The organism is Micromonospora sp. NPDC051296, from assembly GCF_040682255.1.
Lineage (GTDB): Bacteria > Actinomycetota > Actinomycetes > Mycobacteriales > Micromonosporaceae > Micromonospora > Micromonospora craterilacus.
This window is the reverse complement of sequence record NZ_JBFBAO010000105.1, coordinates 1-18099: the sequence shown is the minus strand read 5'-3', so window position 1 is coordinate 18099 and position 18099 is coordinate 1. Positions and strand designations below refer to the sequence as shown.

Annotated in this window: 15 protein-coding genes; 5 read left to right on the top strand and 10 right to left on the bottom strand. The window is 71.5% G+C overall.

The genetic code is table 11. From position 1 onward, the window contains the following. Positions 1-1167 (bottom strand): thrombospondin type 3 repeat-containing protein (locus AB0M52_RS13895; protein WP_363953078.1); only part of this gene is annotated, 1167 nt, incomplete at its 3' end. A gap of 209 nt (positions 1168-1376) precedes the next feature. Between AB0M52_RS13895 and AB0M52_RS13890 the strand changes: the two genes are divergently transcribed. Further along, positions 1377-2888 carry an ATP-binding protein gene (locus AB0M52_RS13890; protein ID WP_363953076.1) on the top strand — a complete coding sequence of 504 codons (1512 nt, stop codon included), beginning with the start codon at positions 1377-1379 and terminating at the stop codon, positions 2886-2888. 238 nt (positions 2889-3126) lie between these two features. Here the strand turns inward: AB0M52_RS13890 and katG are convergent, their stop codons facing one another. From katG to AB0M52_RS13870, 4 genes are all read right to left on the bottom strand, one after another. Beyond that, entirely contained in the window at positions 3127-5358 is a 2232-nt protein-coding gene (katG, locus tag AB0M52_RS13885; RefSeq protein WP_363953074.1) for a catalase/peroxidase HPI, read from the bottom strand. A gap of 31 nt (positions 5359-5389) precedes the next feature. Next, the gene (locus AB0M52_RS13880) at positions 5390-5794 is read right to left on the bottom strand and encodes a Fur family transcriptional regulator (protein ID WP_199523648.1); all 405 of its coding nucleotides are present in this window, start codon (positions 5792-5794) and stop codon (positions 5390-5392) included. A 121-nt stretch (positions 5795-5915) separates the two neighbouring features. Further along, positions 5916-6821, bottom strand: coding sequence for a hypothetical protein (locus AB0M52_RS13875; RefSeq protein WP_363953072.1), 906 nt, complete (start codon positions 6819-6821; stop codon positions 5916-5918). Next, positions 6808-8841, bottom strand: coding sequence for a hypothetical protein (locus tag AB0M52_RS13870; protein ID WP_363953070.1), 2034 nt, complete (start codon positions 8839-8841; stop codon positions 6808-6810). The genes AB0M52_RS13875 and AB0M52_RS13870 overlap by 14 nt, the downstream gene beginning before the upstream one ends. Positions 8842-9054: 213 nt before the next feature. On the opposite strand from AB0M52_RS13870, the gene AB0M52_RS13865 reads away from it, so the two are divergent. From AB0M52_RS13865 to AB0M52_RS13850, 4 genes are all read left to right on the top strand, one after another. Then, on the top strand, positions 9055-9753 hold the full coding sequence (locus tag AB0M52_RS13865) for a hypothetical protein (RefSeq protein ID WP_363953068.1): 699 nt from the start codon (positions 9055-9057) through the stop codon (positions 9751-9753). A gap of 123 nt (positions 9754-9876) precedes the next feature. Continuing rightward, the gene (locus AB0M52_RS13860; protein ID WP_363953066.1) at positions 9877-11970 is read left to right on the top strand and encodes a sensor histidine kinase; all 2094 of its coding nucleotides are present in this window, start codon (positions 9877-9879) and stop codon (positions 11968-11970) included. Then, the gene (locus tag AB0M52_RS13855) at positions 11942-12577 is read left to right on the top strand and encodes a response regulator transcription factor (protein ID WP_363953064.1); all 636 of its coding nucleotides are present in this window, start codon (positions 11942-11944) and stop codon (positions 12575-12577) included. The genes AB0M52_RS13860 and AB0M52_RS13855 overlap by 29 nt, the downstream gene beginning before the upstream one ends. Positions 12578-12675: 98 nt before the next feature. Then, complete coding sequence (locus AB0M52_RS13850) at positions 12676-13548, top strand: LLM class F420-dependent oxidoreductase (RefSeq protein ID WP_363953062.1); 873 nt, start codon at positions 12676-12678, stop codon at positions 13546-13548. A gap of 47 nt (positions 13549-13595) precedes the next feature. Here the strand turns inward: AB0M52_RS13850 and AB0M52_RS13845 are convergent, their stop codons facing one another. The 5 genes from AB0M52_RS13845 to AB0M52_RS13825 all read right to left on the bottom strand — a co-directional run bounded on the left by AB0M52_RS13845 (position 13596) and on the right by AB0M52_RS13825 (position 17881). Further along, complete coding sequence (locus AB0M52_RS13845; protein ID WP_363953060.1) at positions 13596-14126, bottom strand: AAA family ATPase; 531 nt, start codon at positions 14124-14126, stop codon at positions 13596-13598. Next, the gene (locus tag AB0M52_RS13840; protein WP_363953058.1) at positions 14123-14359 is read right to left on the bottom strand and encodes a hypothetical protein; all 237 of its coding nucleotides are present in this window, start codon (positions 14357-14359) and stop codon (positions 14123-14125) included. The genes AB0M52_RS13845 and AB0M52_RS13840 overlap by 4 nt, the downstream gene beginning before the upstream one ends. A 140-nt stretch (positions 14360-14499) precedes the next feature. After that, positions 14500-14712, bottom strand: coding sequence for a hypothetical protein (locus AB0M52_RS13835; RefSeq protein WP_363953056.1), 213 nt, complete (start codon positions 14710-14712; stop codon positions 14500-14502). Next, the gene (locus AB0M52_RS13830; RefSeq protein WP_363953054.1) at positions 14682-15704 is read right to left on the bottom strand and encodes an MFS transporter; all 1023 of its coding nucleotides are present in this window, start codon (positions 15702-15704) and stop codon (positions 14682-14684) included. The genes AB0M52_RS13835 and AB0M52_RS13830 overlap by 31 nt, the downstream gene beginning before the upstream one ends. A 74-nt stretch (positions 15705-15778) precedes the next feature. Next, positions 15779-17881, bottom strand: coding sequence for a copper resistance protein CopC (locus AB0M52_RS13825; RefSeq protein ID WP_363953052.1), 2103 nt, complete (start codon positions 17879-17881; stop codon positions 15779-15781). Between the last annotated feature and the right edge of the window lie 218 nt (positions 17882-18099).

The window sequence follows — 18099 nt, the reverse complement described above, 5'->3', positions numbered from 1 at the left end:
CGAGAGCCAGGCCGTGCCGGGCAGAGCCACGCCGGTGCCCTCCTCGCCGGTGGTCATCGCGTCGTGGCAGTTCTCACCCTTGGCGTCGCACTTCTGGGTCGTGGTCTTCGAGGAGGTCTCGTTGCCGTCCTCGTCGACCGTCCGCTCGGTGTGGGTCTTCTTCGTCCCGGTGACCTTGCCGTTCTCGTCGCGCTCGTACTCGGTGGTGTCCTTCGTGATCGTCGTGCCGCCCTCCTTGTTCCTCTCGTGGGTGGTGTGCGTCTCCTTGACGACGTTCCCGTTCTGGTCGCGCTGCGTCCGGTCGGTGTGGTACCTGCCGTTCAGGTCGTAGTACGCCTCGTCGGTCGACGACCCCACCGTGTTCAGTCCCGAGTCGTAGTACTCGGTCCGGCTGCTCGACGTGCACAGTCCGTCGCACCCCGGCGTACCGTCCCAGGTTCTCGACGAGGACCCGTCGCCGTATCCCTGCACCCACGTCCCCTTGTCGGGGCCTGAGCTCTTCACGCCGCCGTGGCTGGCTGCCCACCAGGCGGTCGCGCCGTCGTAGGCGCCGTACCAACTGCCGTTGAACCGGCCGAGGTCGATCCCCATCTTGTTGCCGGCGCTGTCGAGGGTCAGGCCGAAGGTCAGGCCGGTCTTCCAGGGCGCTTCGATGCCGAGGCCCTTGAGCAGCCCGTCGTCGATCCCGGCGAGCGCGAGGCTGCCCCTACGGGTGGGAATCCCGAAGACCTGCGACGGCAGGCTCGGCTCGACACCCGCGGGCAGGTCCTGGAGGCCGATCCACTTCTTCTCGAGACCGTTGACGAACTCCTCCGGGAACACGGCCCACGTGCCGTACCCGAGCTCGTAGGTCGGCAGCTTCCCGCCGAGGGTCGCGTCCAGGACAAGGGACAGCGGCGGGGTGCTGGCCGGGTCGAGCGGGTCGTAGCCGAGGACGATCTCGTCGGCGTCGGCCACACCGTCGCCGTCGGAGTCCACGACCCGTAGCGCGAGGTAGCAGGCGGACAGGTCACATACCCGCAGGTCGGACAAGATGTCGCTGCGTCGGCCGTCGGCGGCACTGGCCGACGGGGCGAGGATCGTAGGCAGCAGAAGGGCACCGAAGGTCAGGGTCGTCAGTGCGCGCCGGAACCATGTACCGGAGGAGAGGACGGGTCGAGAGGACATCATGAGGGCGAACCTAAGGAACCGTCGCAGGCACGTCCTGAGTAATGCGTACTCAAACGTGCGACGCGCAGCGCCGTAATCGCCTCAGGCCGCCGCGCCGCGGGGCTCGAAGCTCACGTTGAGGCTGACCCTCAAATCCGTTGTGGGCCGGAGGTACCACCATGCGAACCGCAGCGCCACGATCGTCGGTGACCCGCTGCCGCTGAACGGTGGCGCAACGCCAAATGCAACCCATGAACTTGAAATGTAACGCCAGGGTGGTTACATTTCGTGCCGTGACCGAGGACTTGGACAACCTGATACAGACGCTGCGCGCGTCGGGCGGGGACACGACCAACGTCGAGGTCAAGGCCGCCGCAGGCGGGCTGCCTGTCTCGCTGACGGCCTCGTTGAGTGCCTTGGCCAACCTTCCCGGCGGTGGGACGATCATCCTGGGGTTGGACGAACGTACCGGCTTCCGCCCGGTACCACTGGCCGATCCGCAGATCCTCAAGCAGGGTCTCGCCACGAAGGCCCGCGCTTACACACCACCAGTGAGCCTCTCTATCGACGACGGCATCGTCGACGGGCAACCGGTGATCGTCGCTCGGGTTCACGAGTGCGACCCGTCGGCAAAGCCGTGTCGGGTCACCGCCACAGGCACTGCGTATCTTCGTGGCTACGACGGCGACTTTCCGCTGTCCGACCTGGAGACTCAAGGCTTCCTTGCCGCCCGTCGACCGCCACTGTTCGACCGCCGACCCGTCGACGGTGCCAGCTTCGATGACCTCGATCCAGACCTGGTCGCCTCGTACCTGGCGACGGTACGCGAGCGGGACGCCACCGGGTTGGGGCGCTTCACCGACGACGCCGAGTTGTTGCGCCGAGCCGGCGTCACCGTGAGTGGAGGGCAACCCACCACGGCCGGCCTACTCGCTCTCGGCGTCCATCCACAGCAGTTCTTTCCCCGTTACGTCATTCAGGCCGCCGCCGAACCCCTGCCTCATGACCCACCCGCAGCGCGAGCCCGCAACCAGATCACGATCACAGGGCCCATTCCCCGCATGCTCGACACCGCACTGGACTGGGCCCGCCGCACATTCGACACGGTCATCGTCGCGAACCCCGATGGCAGTGTCGCCGATCGCCCCACGTACCCCCTGGTCGCGTTCCGTGAAATCATCGCCAACGCCCTCATCCACCGCGACCTCGACCACTGGTCGCAGGCCTTCGCCATCGAGGTACGGCTACGCCGCGACCGCCTCGTCGTCACCAACCCTGGTGGCCTATACGGCATCACCGTCGACCGCCTCGGCCACGACGCCGTCACCTCCGCCCGCAACGGGCTCCTCGTAGGCATCTGCCAACACGTCCGCTCAGCCGCCACCGGCGGCCGGGTCATCGAGGCCCTCGCCAGCGGCATCCCCACCATCGCTCACGAACTGTCGGACCGCGCCCTACCACCAGCGCAGTACATCGACACCAACATCAGGTTCACCGTGCTGCTCCGCGGCCCCGCAAGCACGTCAACGAGCCCGGCCCTCAACACCACCGAGCTACGCATCTATGACGCGCTCACATCCGGACCGAGGACCGTAGCCCAACTCGAAACCACGCTCGACCTGACCGGACCCAACATCCGCAAGGCCCTCCGAAGCCTGCGCAACCGCGGCCTCGTGCACCAAGACGGCGGCCGGGGCCGCCCCACCACCTACCGGCAGACGCGCGCCCCACGCCTTTAACACTGCAACCAGCGACCAACCAGGCCATCAGGCCGGCCCATGGCAATTACACCCGGTTCGCGCGGTGACGCATTGGTGGGGCGGGCGGGACTCGAACCCGCGACCGGCGACGGTGAGATCCGTCTGCCCGCCCTGACACGGCAAGCGGGTACGGCTGCGGGGTGACCGGCGAACCGACCACCGGATCGGGGGACGTCCAGGTCGGCCCGCGCGGGCCGACCTGGACGTCCGACATCGATCAGGCCAGGTCGAACCGGTCCAGGTTCATGACCTTGACCCAGGCGGCGACGAAGTCGTGCACGAACTTCTCCCGTGCGTCGTCGCTCGCGTAGACCTCCGCGAGCGCCCGCAGCTCGGAGTTCGAGCCGAAGACGAGGTCGGCGCGGCTGCCGGTCCACTTGACCTCGCCGGTGGCGAGGTCACGGGCCTCGAAGGTGTTCGCGTCCTCGGACGTCGCCTTCCACGCCGTGCCCAGGTCGAGCAGGTTGACGAAGAAGTCGTTGGTCAGCGACCCGGGGGTCGTGGTGAGGACGCCCAGCGACGACTGCTGGTGGTTCGCGCCGAGGACGCGGAGACCACCGACGAGGGCGGTCATCTCGGGCGCGCTCAGGGTCAGCAGGTTCGCCTTGTCGACCAGGAGGAACTCGGCCGGCAGGCGGTGGCCCTTGCCGAGGTAGTTGCGGAACCCGTCGGCAGTCGGCTCCAGCGGGGCGAAGGACTCCACGTCGGTCTGCTCCTGCGACGCGTCGGTGCGTCCCGGCGCGAAGGGCACCTCGACGGCGTACCCGGCGCTCTCGGCGGCCCGCTCGACCGCCGCGGACCCGCCGAGCACGATGAGGTCGGCCAGCGAGACCTGCTTCCCGCCGGTCTGGGCGGCGTTGAACGCCTCCTGGATGCCTTCCAGGGTGCGCAGCACCGTCGCCAGCTCGTCGGGGTTGTTGACCTCCCACCCGTTCTGCGGCTCGAGACGGAGCCGTGCCCCGTTGGCGCCGCCGCGCTTGTCACCGCCGCGGAAGGTGGACGCCGACGCCCACGCGGTGGAGACCAGCTGGGAGACGGACAGGCCCGAGGCGAGGATCTGGCCCTTGAGGGTGGCCACGTCCTCGGCGTCGATGACCTCGTGCGTCACCGCGGGGATCGGGTCCTGCCAGATCAGCGTCTCGGTCGGGACCTCCGGGCCGAGGTAGCGGACGACCGGGCCCATGTCGCGGTGGGTCAGCTTGAACCACGCCCGGGCGAAGGCGTCGGCGAACTCGTCCGGGTTTTCCAGGAAGCGCCGCGAGATCTGCTCGTACACCGGGTCGAAGCGGAGCGCGAGGTCGGACGTGAGCATCCGCGGTTCGCGGCGCTTCGACGCGTCGTGCGCCTCGGGCACCATGTCGGCGCCCGCGCCGTTCTTGGGCCGCCACTGGTTCGCGCCGGCCGGCGACTCCATCAGCTCCCAGTCGTACGCGAAGAGGATGTGGAAGAACTCGTTGTCCCACCGGGTCGGGTGGTAGGTCCAGGTGACCTCGAGCCCGCTGGTGATGGTGTCGGCGCCCTTGCCGGTGCCGAAGCTGTTCTTCCAGCCCAGGCCCTGCTCCTCGATCGAGGCGGCCTCCGGCTCGGCGCCGACGTGGTCGGCCGGGCCGGCACCGTGGGTCTTGCCGAAGGTGTGGCCGCCGGCGATCAGCGCGACGGTCTCCTCGTCGTTCATCGCCATCCGGCGGAACGTCTCGCGGATGTCCCGGGCCGAGGCGATCGGGTCCGGGTTGCCGTTCGGGCCCTCCGGGTTGACGTAGATGAGACCCATCTGGACCGCGGCGAGCGGGTTCTCCAGCTGCCGGTCGCCGGTGTAGCGCTCGTCACCGAGCCAGGTGGTCTCGGGGCCCCAGTAGACGTCCTGGTCGGGCTCCCAGACGTCCTCCCGGCCACCGGCGAAGCCGAAGGTCTTGAAGCCCATCGACTCCAGGGCGACGTTGCCGGCGAGGATCATGAGGTCGGCCCAGGAGAGGTTCTGGCCGTACTTCTTCTTGACCGGCCACAGCAGGCGGCGGGCCTTGTCCAGGTTCCCGTTGTCCGGCCAGCTGTTGAGCGGCGCGAAGCGCTGCTGACCGGCGCCGGCGCCACCCCGGCCGTCGCTGATGCGGTAGGTGCCCGCGCTGTGCCACGCCATCCGGATCATGAACGGGCCGTAGTGGCCGAAGTCGGCCGGCCACCACTCCTGCGAGGTCGTCAGGACCTCTGCGATGTCGCGCTTGACGGCGGCGAGGTCGAGGGCCTTGAACGCCTCGGCGTAGTTGAACTCCACACCGAGGGGGTTGGCCACGGCCGGGTTCTTGGCGAGGATCTTCAGGTTGAGCTGGTTCGGCCACCAGCCGCGGTTGCCGCCGCCCTGGGTCGGGTGCGGGGCGCGTCCGTGGGCGACCGGGCAGCGCGACTCGCTTCCCGCGTTCGCGTCATGAACGACGGCGTCGTGGTTCTCGGACATCAGGTTCCTTCCGTGACTGGCGGACCAGGTATCAGGCATTGCCTGCGGTGGAGCAGCCGGGGCACAGGCCCCAGTAGGTGACCTCGGCCTCGTCGATCGAGAAGCCGTGGCCGTCGGACGCGGTCAGGCAGGGTGCCTCGCCGACGGCGCAGTCGACGTCGGCGACCAGACCGCATGACCGGCACACGACGTGGTGATGGTTGTCACCGACCCGCGACTCGTACCGCGCCACGGAGCCGGGCGGCTCGATGCGCCGCACCAGACCCGCACCCGTCAGTGCCCGCAGCACGTCGTAGACGGCCTGGCGGGACACCTCGGGGAGACCCCCACGCACGGCACGGATGATCGAGTCCGTGTCGGCGTGCGGATGCGCGTGCACGGCGCTCAGCACCGCAACCCGGGGACGGGTCACGCGCAGAGCCGCCCCACGCAGCATCTGTTCGAAGTCCAAGGCCGTGGCCACACACCGCAGTCTGGCTCGTTTTCTGGAATCAGTCAAGAAGAGGCTGTCCGTGGTGAGCCGGGTGGGGCCCGCGTGACACGCGGAGCCCACCCGGTTACTTGATCTCGATCACAGTCGGACAGGAGAAGGGCAACGACAGTGTGATCCGCCCACCGCCGCCGTCCCCGTCGACCAGCCCGGCGAGGTCGATGACGCCCGCCGGCGTCGTTTCGTCCGGATCCGGCCGGAGCGTGGCGCTACCGGCGAAGGACCCGCCGGGACCGAGCTGGCTGAGGCCGGCCGGCCGGCGGCGGAGATCGGCGTACGCTGCCGACATGCTGCCGAGGAACCGGCCCTTGTGCCGCAGCAGGGCCAGGGTGAGCGCCGAGGCGTCGTCGTCGACCTGGTACCGGTCGCCAGCCCTGTTCAGCACGATCTGGCCCTGGCCGCCCACCTTGTCGTCGGTGTCGAAATAGAGGCTGACCGTCAGCGCGCCGTCGGCCTTCGACCGGTAGCAGCGGGTCGCCGCGACCCAGCCCGAGGACGTTCCGGGCAGGCCCTTGCCCTCGATCGTGATCTCCCCCCGAGCCACCTCGACCACGGTCGCCGTGCAGGCCACGCCGCCCTCCAGGCCGGCGAAGACCAGCCGGTCGCCACGCTGCAACAGGTCCCCGGGGATCCCGCCGAAGCCCGCGAGCAGGGCCACCTCCTCGTCGCTGAGCTTGCCGAAGGAGAGCCGGTCGACCAGCCGCCACTGTCCTGCGACCAGCATTCCGGACAGGTCCCGGCACGAGCGACCGCTGGCCAGGACGACCTGGGTCTCGGACTCCGACACCGGGACCACGTCACTGGTGAGGTAGAGACCCGCGAATCCGGTGGCCGGTCCGGCCTCGGCGGAACGGCCAGTCGGGGCGGGGGCGTCAGCGGTGGGCCTGCCGTCGCCGGTACAGGCGGCCAGGGCGAGCACCGCCGCCAGGCCGGTGGCCGCTGCCAGGATCCGCCACGGCTCACGTGTTGTCATGCTTGTACCTCACCTCGGGGCAGCGCGGGTCGGCGGCCACCCGGACGACCGGCCAGGAAAGCTTGCTGAACGGGAAGGTGCTGCCGGCGAGCAGGATCTCGACGTCGCCGACCGGGCGGCCGATCCGGTTGTCGGCCAGCACCACCGCGCGGGTGTTGAGGAACGGGTAGAAACGGATCACGCCGTCGAGGAACTGGTTGCCGCCCTCGCCCTTCATGATGAAGAAGGGCTGCGGCCCCGGCCGGTCGTTCGGCGTGAAGGTGATCTTGTTGTCCTTGCCGGCGAAGCCCTTCGGTACGGGCACCCCGGCCGCCGCGCCGGCCATCTGCAGCAGTTGGCCGCTCTGCGCACCGTCGTAGCCGGCGGTGCCCTTGAACGGCCCGGCGACCCCGGCGCAGCTGACCAGGTCGACGTAGACCTTGGGCAGCTTCGCGAGGATCAGGTTGACCTCGCCCGCGCCCTGGGCCAGCACGATGTCGGATCCGTGGTAGGTGACCTCGATGGTGATGCTCTGCGCCGGCAGGCCCGCCTTGACCAGCACATCCCGCAGCAGGTCGAAGTTCTTGCCCACCCCGAACCCGACCGGGTTGGACAGCAGGCCGTAGACGTCACCGAGTTCGAACGGAAGGCTCTCCTTGTCCAGCGAGGCGAGGTAGGTGGCCTGGCCGGTCAGCTTCTCCCCCTCGCCGTCCGGCTCCTCCACCGGTGGCTTGAGCTCCAGGGTGGCCTTCCCGTCGTCGCCGGTCTTCACCCCACGGGTCCACTTCACACTGTCCGCCGACACCGCCTTCAGCAGCTGCGTACCGCCCTTCTGGATCGTGCCGGCCTGTGGCTGGATGGTGCTCCACCGGATGGTGAAGTCCTTCAACGGCCCGGCCTTCGGGACGGAGACCCCGGCCAACGCGTAGCAGTCGATCTTGTCCAGCGCGGTCTCCAGGTCGAAGGTCGCCGACGCGGTCAGCAGTACGTGCTCGTCCCGGCTGCCGGCCGTGTGCTTGAAGTGCGTGCTGGTCTTGTCGGCGGTCAGCGCGATCCGGGCGCCGAGCAGCAGCAGGATCGCGCTCGCCGCGGCGGTCGACTTGCCCCACACCTCGTCCGCCCGACCGACCTTGTCCTGCGCCTCCTCGGAGAGGAGCTTGATCAGCCCGTCCTTCAGGTACCCCTTGGCTGAGTCGATCACCCCCTTGGCGACCGGGTCCGGCGCAGGACCGAACCGCCGGCTGAGTGCCTTGCACGGCCCGTCGTCCGAGGCGGCGTGCGCGACACCGCCGCCGAGCAGCCGGTCGACCAGGCCGGGGCGGGCCGCCGCCTGCGGTTTCCCGTCCGTGGCCACCTCGGCGAACCGGCTGGTGGCGTGCCCCAGCAGCAGGACGGTCTGCAACGGGTCGAGGTACGCCGTCTCCGGGTCGGCGCCGGGAAACAGCACCTGCTGGCGGTGGGCCGACAGGGCCCGTACGCCAGCGGCTGCGGACACGAAGACCGGGTGGTCCCCCGGCTCCTTGGCCCAGCCCCCGATGGCCGTGGTGAGCTGGGCGAACGTCGCCTTCTTCACGGTCAGGCCGACCGCGTGCAGCAGGTCGGCGAACTGGTCCACGGTGTACCGGTCGCCGGCCCGGGTGGCGGCGGCCAGCAGCGGGATCAGCTCGGCGTAGACCGGTGCGTCATACATCGCCACCTGGTCGGGCATGGCCACGACCGGGCCCTTGGCGGAGACGATCGGGTGCCCGGCACGACGCAGCAGTTCGGCGGTCGCCGCCGCGGACCGGGCCGGTTCCGCCGAGTGGATCTCGGCGACGAGCTGTTCGGCCGCCTCGGTCGGGTCGTCCGCGAGCCGGCCGGCCACCGCCTCGATGGCGGCCTGGTCGACCGCGCCGGTCGGCTTCGGATCGTCCCCGTCGGCGGTACAGGCGGTGGCGGCGAGAGCGACGCAGATCAGCACCGCCACCGGCGATCGCCACCGGGCGCGGGCTCGTCCGCGTGGCGGGTCGACACCTCGTGCCCGGCAGGAGGTGCGTGTCATCGAATGGGTTCCCTTCGCAGCGGGGCGGTGAGGCACCGTTCGGTGCCGCCCCCGGCGTAGTAGAGCCGTCACCCGATCCCGGCTGCCAGGGACCGTTGTCCCGCCGGCCCGGGATTCCGCACCCCGCCGTGGGCCGCACTGCCCCATGCGCACCGGGCCGGATCGCCGACATCGTCTGAGGCGACACACTCGCGAACCAAGGAGATACCAACGATGTACTCCCCCACGATGCCGGAGAAGCCGGCCGAGAGCCGATCCCCAGATCCCGTACGCCAGCCGCGGGGCTGGGCCCTGACCGGTACGGTCGGTGGCCTGGTCGGCCTGGTCGGGATCTTCGCCACCGCCACCCTGACCGCCCCCGCCGAGGAGTTCCGCGGCGACAACGCGCAATACGTCGCCGCCCTCGCCGGCACCGGCTACGTCTGGGCGCACCAGGTGGTGACCGTGGTCGCCATCGTCTGCCTGGCGATCTTCGCGGCCGGGCTGCGCCGGTACCTGGGCGCGCAGGAACCGGCCGGCAGCCTGGTGCCGATGCTCGCCGCGACCGGTGTCGGCCTGGTACTGGTCGGCCTGCTGATCGGCGGCGGGATCTCGACGGAGCTGTTCTTCTCGCTGGGCTCCGCCGAGGAGTACGACCCCGACGTGATCGCCCCCCAACTCACCATCTTCGCCACCATGGCCTGGCTCTGGGGTGGCATCGGGCTGACCGCCGGGGCGGTCGCCGTCGGCGGGCTACGGCACGGTTCGGTCAGCCGCTGGTTCGCGGTCTTCAGCGCGGTCATCGCGCTGCTGGTCGCGGCGACGCAGCTCGCGCCGGTGCAGTACATCGCGCTGGTGCCCGGCGGGATCTGGGTGGTGGTGGCCGGTCTGGCGCTGGCGTTCGGCCAGCATCGGGAAACCGGACGGTCCTGACATGGGTGACCGGCCCGGGGTCGGCGGGTCTACCCGCGGCGGCCGGCCCGCCGTGGCGGCCGAGTTGCCGGGCCGGTCGTCCGATCCACCGGGCAACCGTGATCGTCTAGTCTCGGCGGCGCCATGACCACCGACCGTACGCCCAGGACCCGCCCCACCTGGACGCGCCAGGCCGCGTGGCAGTTGTGCGGGGCGACGCTGCAACTGACGGCCGTCGCGGTGGGACTGGCCGCGCTCAACCGCGCCTCGATCAGCGACGTGATCCACCTGCTCATGGTGGTGGCGTGCGGGATCGTCGGGGCGACGATCGCCGCGCACCGCCCGGAGAATCCGGTCGGCTGGCTCGCCCTGACCGGTGGTCTCTGCTTCTCCCTTCAGGAGGCGTGCGGCCAGTACGCCGCGCACGGTCTCGTCGTCGACCCGGGTTCGCTGCCGTTCGCCGCGGCGCTGGCCTGGCCGCAGAACTGGCTGTGGGTTCCCGGCAACCTCGCGGTGGCGCTGATCCCGGTGTTCTTCCCCGACGGGCGGGTGTTGTCGCCGCGGTGGCGGCCGGCCATCGCGGTGGTGGTGGCGCTCGGCACCGTCGCCATGGTCACCGGTGCGCTGCGGCCCGGCGCCAACGAGCAGGTCAGCCCGGTCGGCGCGGTCAATCCGCTCGGCGTACCGGGCTGGCAGCCGATCGCCGACGTCACCGCCGGCGGGGCCACCCTGGCCAGCGGAATGCTCTTCCTCGCCGCCGGCGGCACCGTCGTGTGGCAGGCCCGCCGCGCCCACGGGGTGCACCGCCAGCAGGTCAAGTGGCTCGGGTACGCGGTCGCGATCGCGGTCGGGGTGGTGGCGGCCCGGCTCGTCGCCGGCCTGACCGACGACCACCCCGCCCTCTGGCCGTACGGCAGCGTGTTCTGGGACGTGGCCGGCGGGGTGAGCGGCACGCTGATCCTGGTCGCCGTCGGCATCGCCATCCGGCAGCACCGGCTGTTCGACATCGACCTGCTGATCAGCCGTAGCGCGGTGTTCGTCACCCTGTCGGCGGCCGTCGGCGGCGCGTACGTGCTGGTCGTCGGCCTGCTCGGGGCCGGCTTCGACGCCTCGGCCAGCCTGCCGGTCTCGTTCGTCGCCGCAGCCGTCGCCACGCTGATCTTCGCCCCGCTGCGGCACTGGCTGCAACGCCGGATCAACCTGCTGGTGTACGGCGAGCGCGACGACCCGTACGCGGTGCTGGCCCGGCTCGGGCAGCGGCTGGAGCAGACCCAGGACGCCAGCGCGGTGCTCGCCACCAGCACGGCCACCGTACGCGAGGCGCTGCAACTGTCCTACGTGGAGATCCAGACGGTCGACGGGCGGTCGTACCGGCTCGGTGTCCCGCCGCCCGACCCGGTGCGGCTGCCGCTGGCCGCCAACGAACCGGTCGGTCACCTGCTGCTCGGCCCCCGGACCGGGGAGATCGCGCTCGGGGCCTGGGAGCTGCGGCTGCTGCGCGACCTGGCCCGGCACATCGGCGTCGCCGTGCAGGCGGTCCGCGCCCTCGACCAGGCCCAGTCCCTCGCCGCCGACCTGCAACGCTCCCGCGAGCACCTGGTGGTCGCCCGCGAAGAGGAACGCCGGCGGCTGCGCCGGGACCTGCACGACGGCCTCGGGCCGACCCTGGCCGGGTTGACCATGCGCGCCGAGGCGGCCCAGGAACTCGGCCCGGGAGAACAGACCCAGCGGCTGCTGGAGGAGATCGTGGTCGACGCCCAGACCGCCGTCGCCGACGTACGGCGGCTGGTGAACGGCCTGCGACCACCGGCGCTGGACACCATGGACCTGGTCGGCGCGCTCCGGTCGCACATCGCCGCCTGGCCGGACGACGGACCTCGGGTGGTCTTCGACGCCCCGGCGACGTTGCCCGCGCTGTCCGCGGCGGCCGAGGTCGCCGCCTACCGGATCGCCGTGGAGGCACTGAACAACGCCCGCCGGCACGCGCACGCCGACAAGGTCGAGCTGCGGCTGCGGGTCACCGCCGGGATGCTGCAACTGGACGTGCACGACGACGGCCGGGGCCGCCGGCCCGGCCAGCCGGACGGCGTCGGCATGCACTCGATGCGGGAGCGGGCCGAGGAACTCGGCGGTTCCTGCGTCGTCGCCTCGACGCCAGGTGCCGGCACCCGCGTCACCGCGACCCTGCTCACCGGCACGAAGGAGACCGATGGACCAGATCCGAGTGCTGCTGGTTGACGACCACGCGCCGTTCCGGGCCGGGCTGCGCGCGCTGCTGGCCACCAGCCCCGACATCGAGGTGTGTGGCGAGGCCGCCAGCGGCGAGGAGGCGCTGGCCGTCCTGGACCGGTTGCAGCCCGACGTGGTGCTGCTCGACCTGACCATGCCCGGCATGGGCGGCATCGCGGCCACCGAGCGGCTGGTGCGGATGAGTCCGCACGTCCGGGTGCTGATCCTGTCCATGGCCGACGACGACGATTCGGTCTTCGCCGCGCTGCGGGCCGGGGCGCGCGGCTACGTCCTCAAAGGTGCCCGCCGGGTGGAGATCATCCGTTCGGTGCGGGTGGTGGCCGACGGTGAGGCCATCTTCGGCCCGGCCATCGCCACCCGACTGATGGGCTACTTCGCCGGGCTCGACCGGACCGAACCGGCGTTCCCCGAACTCACCTCCCGGGAACGGGAGATCCTGACGCTCATCGCCCAGCACCTGACCAATCCGCAGATCGCCGCGCGGCTCGGGCTGAGCACGAAGACGGTACGCAACCACGTCTCCAACATCTTCGCCAAACTCCAGGTCGCCGACCGGGCCCAGGCCATCAGCCTGGCCCGCGAGCAGGGGCTGTGACCGGCGCGGCGCCACCTGCCACGGACGGAACGGCCGGCCGCGGACCGTCCACCCGGGCATAATGCGAGGTGGCCGACCGGGGACCGGAAGGACGGGCGATGAGGCTGGGTCTGCACTACTGGAACTTCTCCACACCGGCCGAGCCGGCGCTGCTGGCCCCGACCCTGGCGGAGACCGCCAGGGTCGCGGAGCAGGCCGGTGTCTCGGCGTTCACGGTGATGGACCACTACTTCCAGATGGAGTTCAGCACGTCGGCCGAGGAGCCGATGCTGGAGGCATACACGACGCTGGGCTACCTGGCCGCGAAGACCGAACGGATGACACTCGGTGTCCTGGTCACCGGGGTGATGTACCGCTACCCGGGCCTGCTAGCCAAGATCGTCACCACGCTCGACGTGCTCTCCGGTGGGCGGGCCCGGCTCGGCATCGGCGCGTCGTGGTACGAGCGCGAGCAGCGCGCTCTCGGCGTACCGGTCGTGCCGGTCAAGGAGCGCTTCGAACGTCTTGAGGAGACGTTGCAGATCTGCCGGCAGATGTGGAGCGACGACAACGGCCCGTTCGACGGCCGGCACTACCAGTTGGCCGAAACGCTGAACGTGCCCGCGCCGCTCAGCCGGCCGTACCCGCCGATCATGATCGGCGGCGGCGGCGAGCAGCGGACCCTGCGGCTGGTGGCCCGCTACGCCGACGCGTGCAACGTGTTCGGCAACAGCCTGACCGAGGTCGCGCACAAGCTCGACGTGCTGCGCGGGCACTGTGCCGCCGAAGACCGGGACTACGACAGCATCGAGAAGACGGTGGTGGTCACCCGGCCACCCCTAACCGACGTCGACGCGTTCGTCGCCGAGGTGGCCGAGTACGCCGCGCTCGGCGTGACCGAGGTGCAGACGATGCCCGACCGCCACCCGGTCGAGTTCGCCCAGCAACTGGCCGAGCACCGGATTCCCGAGCGGCTCACCGACCTCGGCTGACCTCGCCACTGACCTCGGTGGGCGCCGGCCTCGGCTGGGTCCGGCGTTCAGCGGGGCGGCAGGTCGACCAGCCAGCGGTCCAGCGCCTCCGGGTCGTCGAACAGCAACACCGGCGGCCCGGACGGATCACGCTGCCAGGCCCGCATCCGCCGCCGCTCCCGGCCGTACCCGGTGAGGTGCCACATCAGCACGGAATCCCGGGACAGCACGCTGCCCAGCGACTCGCGGTTGCCGTTGCAGATCTCCTCCCCCGTCGCGAGCCGGCGCATGGTGCGCCGCAGCAGCCGCCGGAAGGAGAGCCCACGCGGGTAGTCCAGGCCGATTACCAGGTCGGCCCGGGTCAGCGGCACGTCCCGCCATCCGTGGTACGCCCCGTCGAGGATCCACCGGTCCCGCCGGCAGATCGCCTCGATCCGGCTGCGCTGCAGCGCGACCGGCACCTCGACCCAGCCGGGCTCCCAGAGCAGGTCGTCGACCGGGTACCAGGGAACCCCGAGCCGCTCCGCCAGCCGCTGCGCCAGGGTGGACTTGCCGGAACCGTGGACCCCGTAGACCAGGATGCGAGACGGCACGTTCATCCGCCCGGACAGGTGTTCGTTCCGCCGCTGTAGGCGACGCAACTGGGCGGCCGCGGCGACGGTTCCACCGTCTGACCGAACAGCGGGGCGTGCGCCATGGACTGGATGCCGGACAGGGCGAAGCCGACGAGCACGGCGAAGCCTAACGCGTACCCGAACCGGATGACCCACCGGCGCCGGCCGGCCGCGAGGGCCACCGCCATGCCGAGCACCGGCGCTGCCTCGCCGGTCATCGCGGCACCAGCGCCACGGCCACGGCAGCCACGGCGACCAGGCCGGCGAACGCGGCGACGTTGCCGGCCACCAGGCCGGATCGGACCCGGGCCGCGACGACGATCGCGAGCACTCAGGCGTTCGTCGCCTTGGCGGCCGATCAGCTCCGGGCCGGTTCGGCGGCGGGCCTCGGCGCATCCGGTACCGGCCGGGTGCGGCGCAGGCCCCGGGTGAGCAGCAGCGTGCAGACCAGCGACAGTCCGGCCAGCACGGCCACCGCCCGGTGCGTCGGCATCAGGTCGGCCACCGCGCCGGCCAACGCCGCGCAGATCGCCTGCCCGGTCAGCATCCCGTTCTGCTGCAGGCCGAGCACCTGGCCACGGGCTGCGGCGGGGAATGCGCGATCAGCCGCTCCTGCAACGGCAGCGACACCGCGAAACCGACCGAGGCGACCAGGGCGATGAGCACCGCCAGCGGCAACTCCGGACGGAACAGGAAGGCGAGGTACGGCAGCGGCAGCAGCAGCCGCAGCGGCATGACGAACCGCTGACGCGCGGCGGGCGGGAGGAACCGGCCGACCAGTACGTCACCGGCGAGCATGCCGAGGGCACCGGCGGCGAAGAGGAAACCGGCGCGGTCCCCGGCATACGGCAGGAACAGCGCCTCGCATCCGACGACCAGGCCGTTGGGCAGCCACAGGTTGAGATAGAGCGACCGACGCCCCGGATCCGCCCACAGCTCCCGGTTGATCCGCATGGTCCGCGCCGTCGAGGTCCGCTCGTCCGCCCGGGCCGGCCGTTCCCGCAGGCCGAACCAGGTCACCGCCACCGCCACGGCCCGCAACGCGGCGGCGACCAGGAACACCTGGTATGGACTCAGCCAGAACAGCAGCACGCCACCCGCCCCGAACCCGGCGATCTGCATGACGCCGACGCTGACGTTCATCGTGGACCGGCCCAGCACGTACGCGCCGGCCGGCAGGATGTCGTTGATCAGCGCCCAGCGGGCGCCGCCGGCGACCGACCCGACGTACGCGACGAGCGCGATGACGGCGAACCGGGCCCACAGCGGCAGCCCCGGTATCGCCTGGAGGGCCGCCCCGGCGAGGGCGACCAGCGCGACGAGGGTCAACGCCCGGCGCGGCGGCAGGCTGTCCGCGGCGGAGAGCAGGGTCAGGCTGCCGAGCACGCTGGCCAGCGGCGCCCCGAACATGCTCAGCGCGGTGAGCAGGGCCGACCCGGTCGCGGCGTAGGTCAGCGAACCGAGCGCCAGTGCCGAGGTGGTGTGCGCGGCGATGCCGGCGCAGTTGGCGACGAAGAGGTTGCGGAACTCGTGGACGGCGAACAGCTCCGAGTAGGTCCTCACCCCGATGATTCTCCCGCTCGGCAGCGCCCTGGGTCGGGCACCGGACCGGGCCACGTCCGGGGCCGACGGGCGGTTCAGGGCAGGTTGATCGTGTACTCCGCGGTGTGCACCTTCCCGTCGACCTGGAAGTCGAGGAACGCCCGGTACCGGCCGGCGCTCGGCGCGGTGAGCCAGAACTTGACCGCCCCGTCGACCAGTTCCGGCTCCGGGTGGACGTGCACAAAGCCCAGGTCTCCCTCGCGTACCACGACCAGGTGCCCGTACGCGCCCAGGTAGCGCTCCAACTGGACCGGGCCGGGGGTGCCGGTGCGGCTGACCCGGAAGACCATCGGCGTGCTTACCCCCACCGTGGGCGTACCGTCCATCGCCACCGTGTACGGCCCGGCCGTCGCGTCCGGCCGCGCCGCCGGCAGCCCGGCCGGGGTGTACGCGCCCGGCACGTGGTGGTCGACGCCGAGGACCAGCGGGAGCTGGGTGCCGTCGGCCGTGATGGCGGTGAAGTCGGCGTAGATGCGATAGCCGCCGGCCCGAGCCAGCGTCAGGGGCACGGTCCAGGTGCCGTCGGGCGCCATCGTCGGGTGCACATGCTGGTACCCGCCCAGGTCACGGCCCACCACGATCATGTGCAACGGCTTGTCGTGGACGACGGCGAAGCGCGTCGCCGCCTGCTGGTCGGTCCCGACGATCCGGAACTGGTAGTCCACGCGTACGTCGGCCGGCTGGGACCGCTGCACCGGCTGCAGCGTGTACCCGGCGGCGCTCACCGACGTCCCGGTCGCCTGCGTCTGATCCGTGCTGCCGTCACCCGAGTGGGTGTGCGCCCCGGTTCCGGCCGGGTGCTGGTGCCCGCCCATTCCGGACATCGCCTGCCCCGCGGCGGGCGGCCCGCCGCCGGGCGCACCGGTCTGCCCGGCGGCGTTGGCGGTGGGCTGGTCGCCCGTGCCGAGCCGGCCGAGCCCGAACCCGGCCAGCAGGGCGACCACCAACCCACCGACAAGCAGCGCGAGACCCGTGTTGCTCAACCGAGGCGCACGAGCCGCCGGCACCGCATCGTCCACGTCGGAGGCCAGCACCCCGCTCGCCGGCACGGCGCGCGGGTCGCTGTCCACCGTGGCGACGGCGCTCGCCGGGGTCGCCTCCGGTCCGGCCGCCGACGGCTCGGTAGCCGCGCCCGCCCTGGCGGTGACCACCGCCCCGCTCTGCCGCGCCGCGACGGCGGCGGCCGGTCGCTTCGGGCCAACGGAATCCGACGCACCGGCCTTGCGAGTGGCACCGGAGCCAGGTGCGCCAGCCTTGCGTTTGCCGCCGCGCTCGGCCGCCCCCGTTCTGCCGCCGGAGCGCTCGGGCACCGCCGTTCTGCCGCCGGAGCGGGAGCCGGCGCCCTGCCGGCGGGCGGCCGGCCTCGCGCCACGGGTTCGGCCGGCGGCCCTGACCGCCGGTTCGGGCTGGCGGCGACGCCAGATCCCGACGCCGGCCAGCACCGCCGCGATCGCCAGGGCCAGGCCGGTCCAGACCACCCGACCGAGGCCGCTCTCGTCGTCGCTGGGGGTGGAGGGCTGCGCCGCCGCTGGCGGCGGCACCGACGACACCGGTGGTACGGCCGGCGCGGCCGTCGATTCCCCGCCGTGCCCGTGCTGCTCGGCGGCCGCCACCAGGGTCGGATCCGGCTGGTTGGCCGGCGGGCTCCAACCCTGCGGCGCGGCCGTCACCGGCCCCGCGTAGCGGAAGCTCATCGTGCCCCGCACCGGCTCACCGTCCGTCGCCACGGACAGGTAGCTCACCGAGTACTGTCCCGCCGCCGGCAGATGAGCGAGCGTCACCACCGCCGGGAACCCCGTCGAGTACTCGCGCGGCTCGAACTTCCCGTCGACCAGGAAGTACTCCCGGACCGGCTGGGCCAGCGGCTTGGGTGCCCCGTACGTCCAGCCGTTGTCGACCCGGCCGCCGCCCGGGGCGGTCACGGTGAAGTACGCGTTGGCGGCGACCTGCTCCGTGAAGTAGAGCTCCACCGTCGCCAACGGCTCGTTCACCGTGGCGCCCTCGGCCGGTGTGGACATCGCCAGGGTGCCGTGAGCGGCGGCGGGCGGCGCGGACGCGAGGATGCCGACCGCCGTGGCGAGGACGAGCGCGAGCAGGCCCGACATGACGCGTCCAGCAGCCAGAGTAAGACGACGCATCAGGACATCCTTGCCGTGACGCGCCCTAGATCAAGAGATCGCCATCTTTTTGTGCAGATAGCAAAAGTTATGCTCGCCTCGACTCAAGTCAGCGCGAGGAGCTACGAAACTCCGGAACGGGTGAGGGGGCCACGTCGCCGCAGCCCCCTCACCAGTCCATCACTCGAACAGCGACAGGGTCAGCGTCGAGGTGTACGCACCCGCGGCGACGTCCGCCG

Excerpts from the sequence above, each read along its gene's own strand:
- katG (WP_363953074.1), bottom strand. The coding sequence starts at position 5,358 with ATGTCCGAGAACCACGACGCCGTCGTTCATGACGCGAACGCGGGAAGC.
- AB0M52_RS13880 (WP_199523648.1), bottom strand. The coding sequence starts at position 5,794 with ATGCTGCGTGGGGCGGCTCTGCGCGTGACCCGTCCCCGGGTTGCGGTG.
- AB0M52_RS13875 (WP_363953072.1), bottom strand. The coding sequence starts at position 6,821 with ATGACAACACGTGAGCCGTGGCGGATCCTGGCAGCGGCCACCGGCCTG.
- AB0M52_RS13870 (WP_363953070.1), bottom strand. The coding sequence starts at position 8,841 with ATGACACGCACCTCCTGCCGGGCACGAGGTGTCGACCCGCCACGCGGA.
- AB0M52_RS13865 (WP_363953068.1), top strand. The coding sequence starts at position 9,055 with ATGTACTCCCCCACGATGCCGGAGAAGCCGGCCGAGAGCCGATCCCCA.
- AB0M52_RS13860 (WP_363953066.1), top strand. The coding sequence starts at position 9,877 with ATGACCACCGACCGTACGCCCAGGACCCGCCCCACCTGGACGCGCCAG.
- AB0M52_RS13855 (WP_363953064.1), top strand. The coding sequence starts at position 11,942 with ATGGACCAGATCCGAGTGCTGCTGGTTGACGACCACGCGCCGTTCCGG.
- AB0M52_RS13850 (WP_363953062.1), top strand. The coding sequence starts at position 12,676 with ATGAGGCTGGGTCTGCACTACTGGAACTTCTCCACACCGGCCGAGCCG.
- AB0M52_RS13845 (WP_363953060.1), bottom strand. The coding sequence starts at position 14,126 with ATGAACGTGCCGTCTCGCATCCTGGTCTACGGGGTCCACGGTTCCGGC.
- AB0M52_RS13840 (WP_363953058.1), bottom strand. The coding sequence starts at position 14,359 with ATGACCGGCGAGGCAGCGCCGGTGCTCGGCATGGCGGTGGCCCTCGCG.
- AB0M52_RS13825 (WP_363953052.1), bottom strand. The coding sequence starts at position 17,881 with ATGCGTCGTCTTACTCTGGCTGCTGGACGCGTCATGTCGGGCCTGCTC.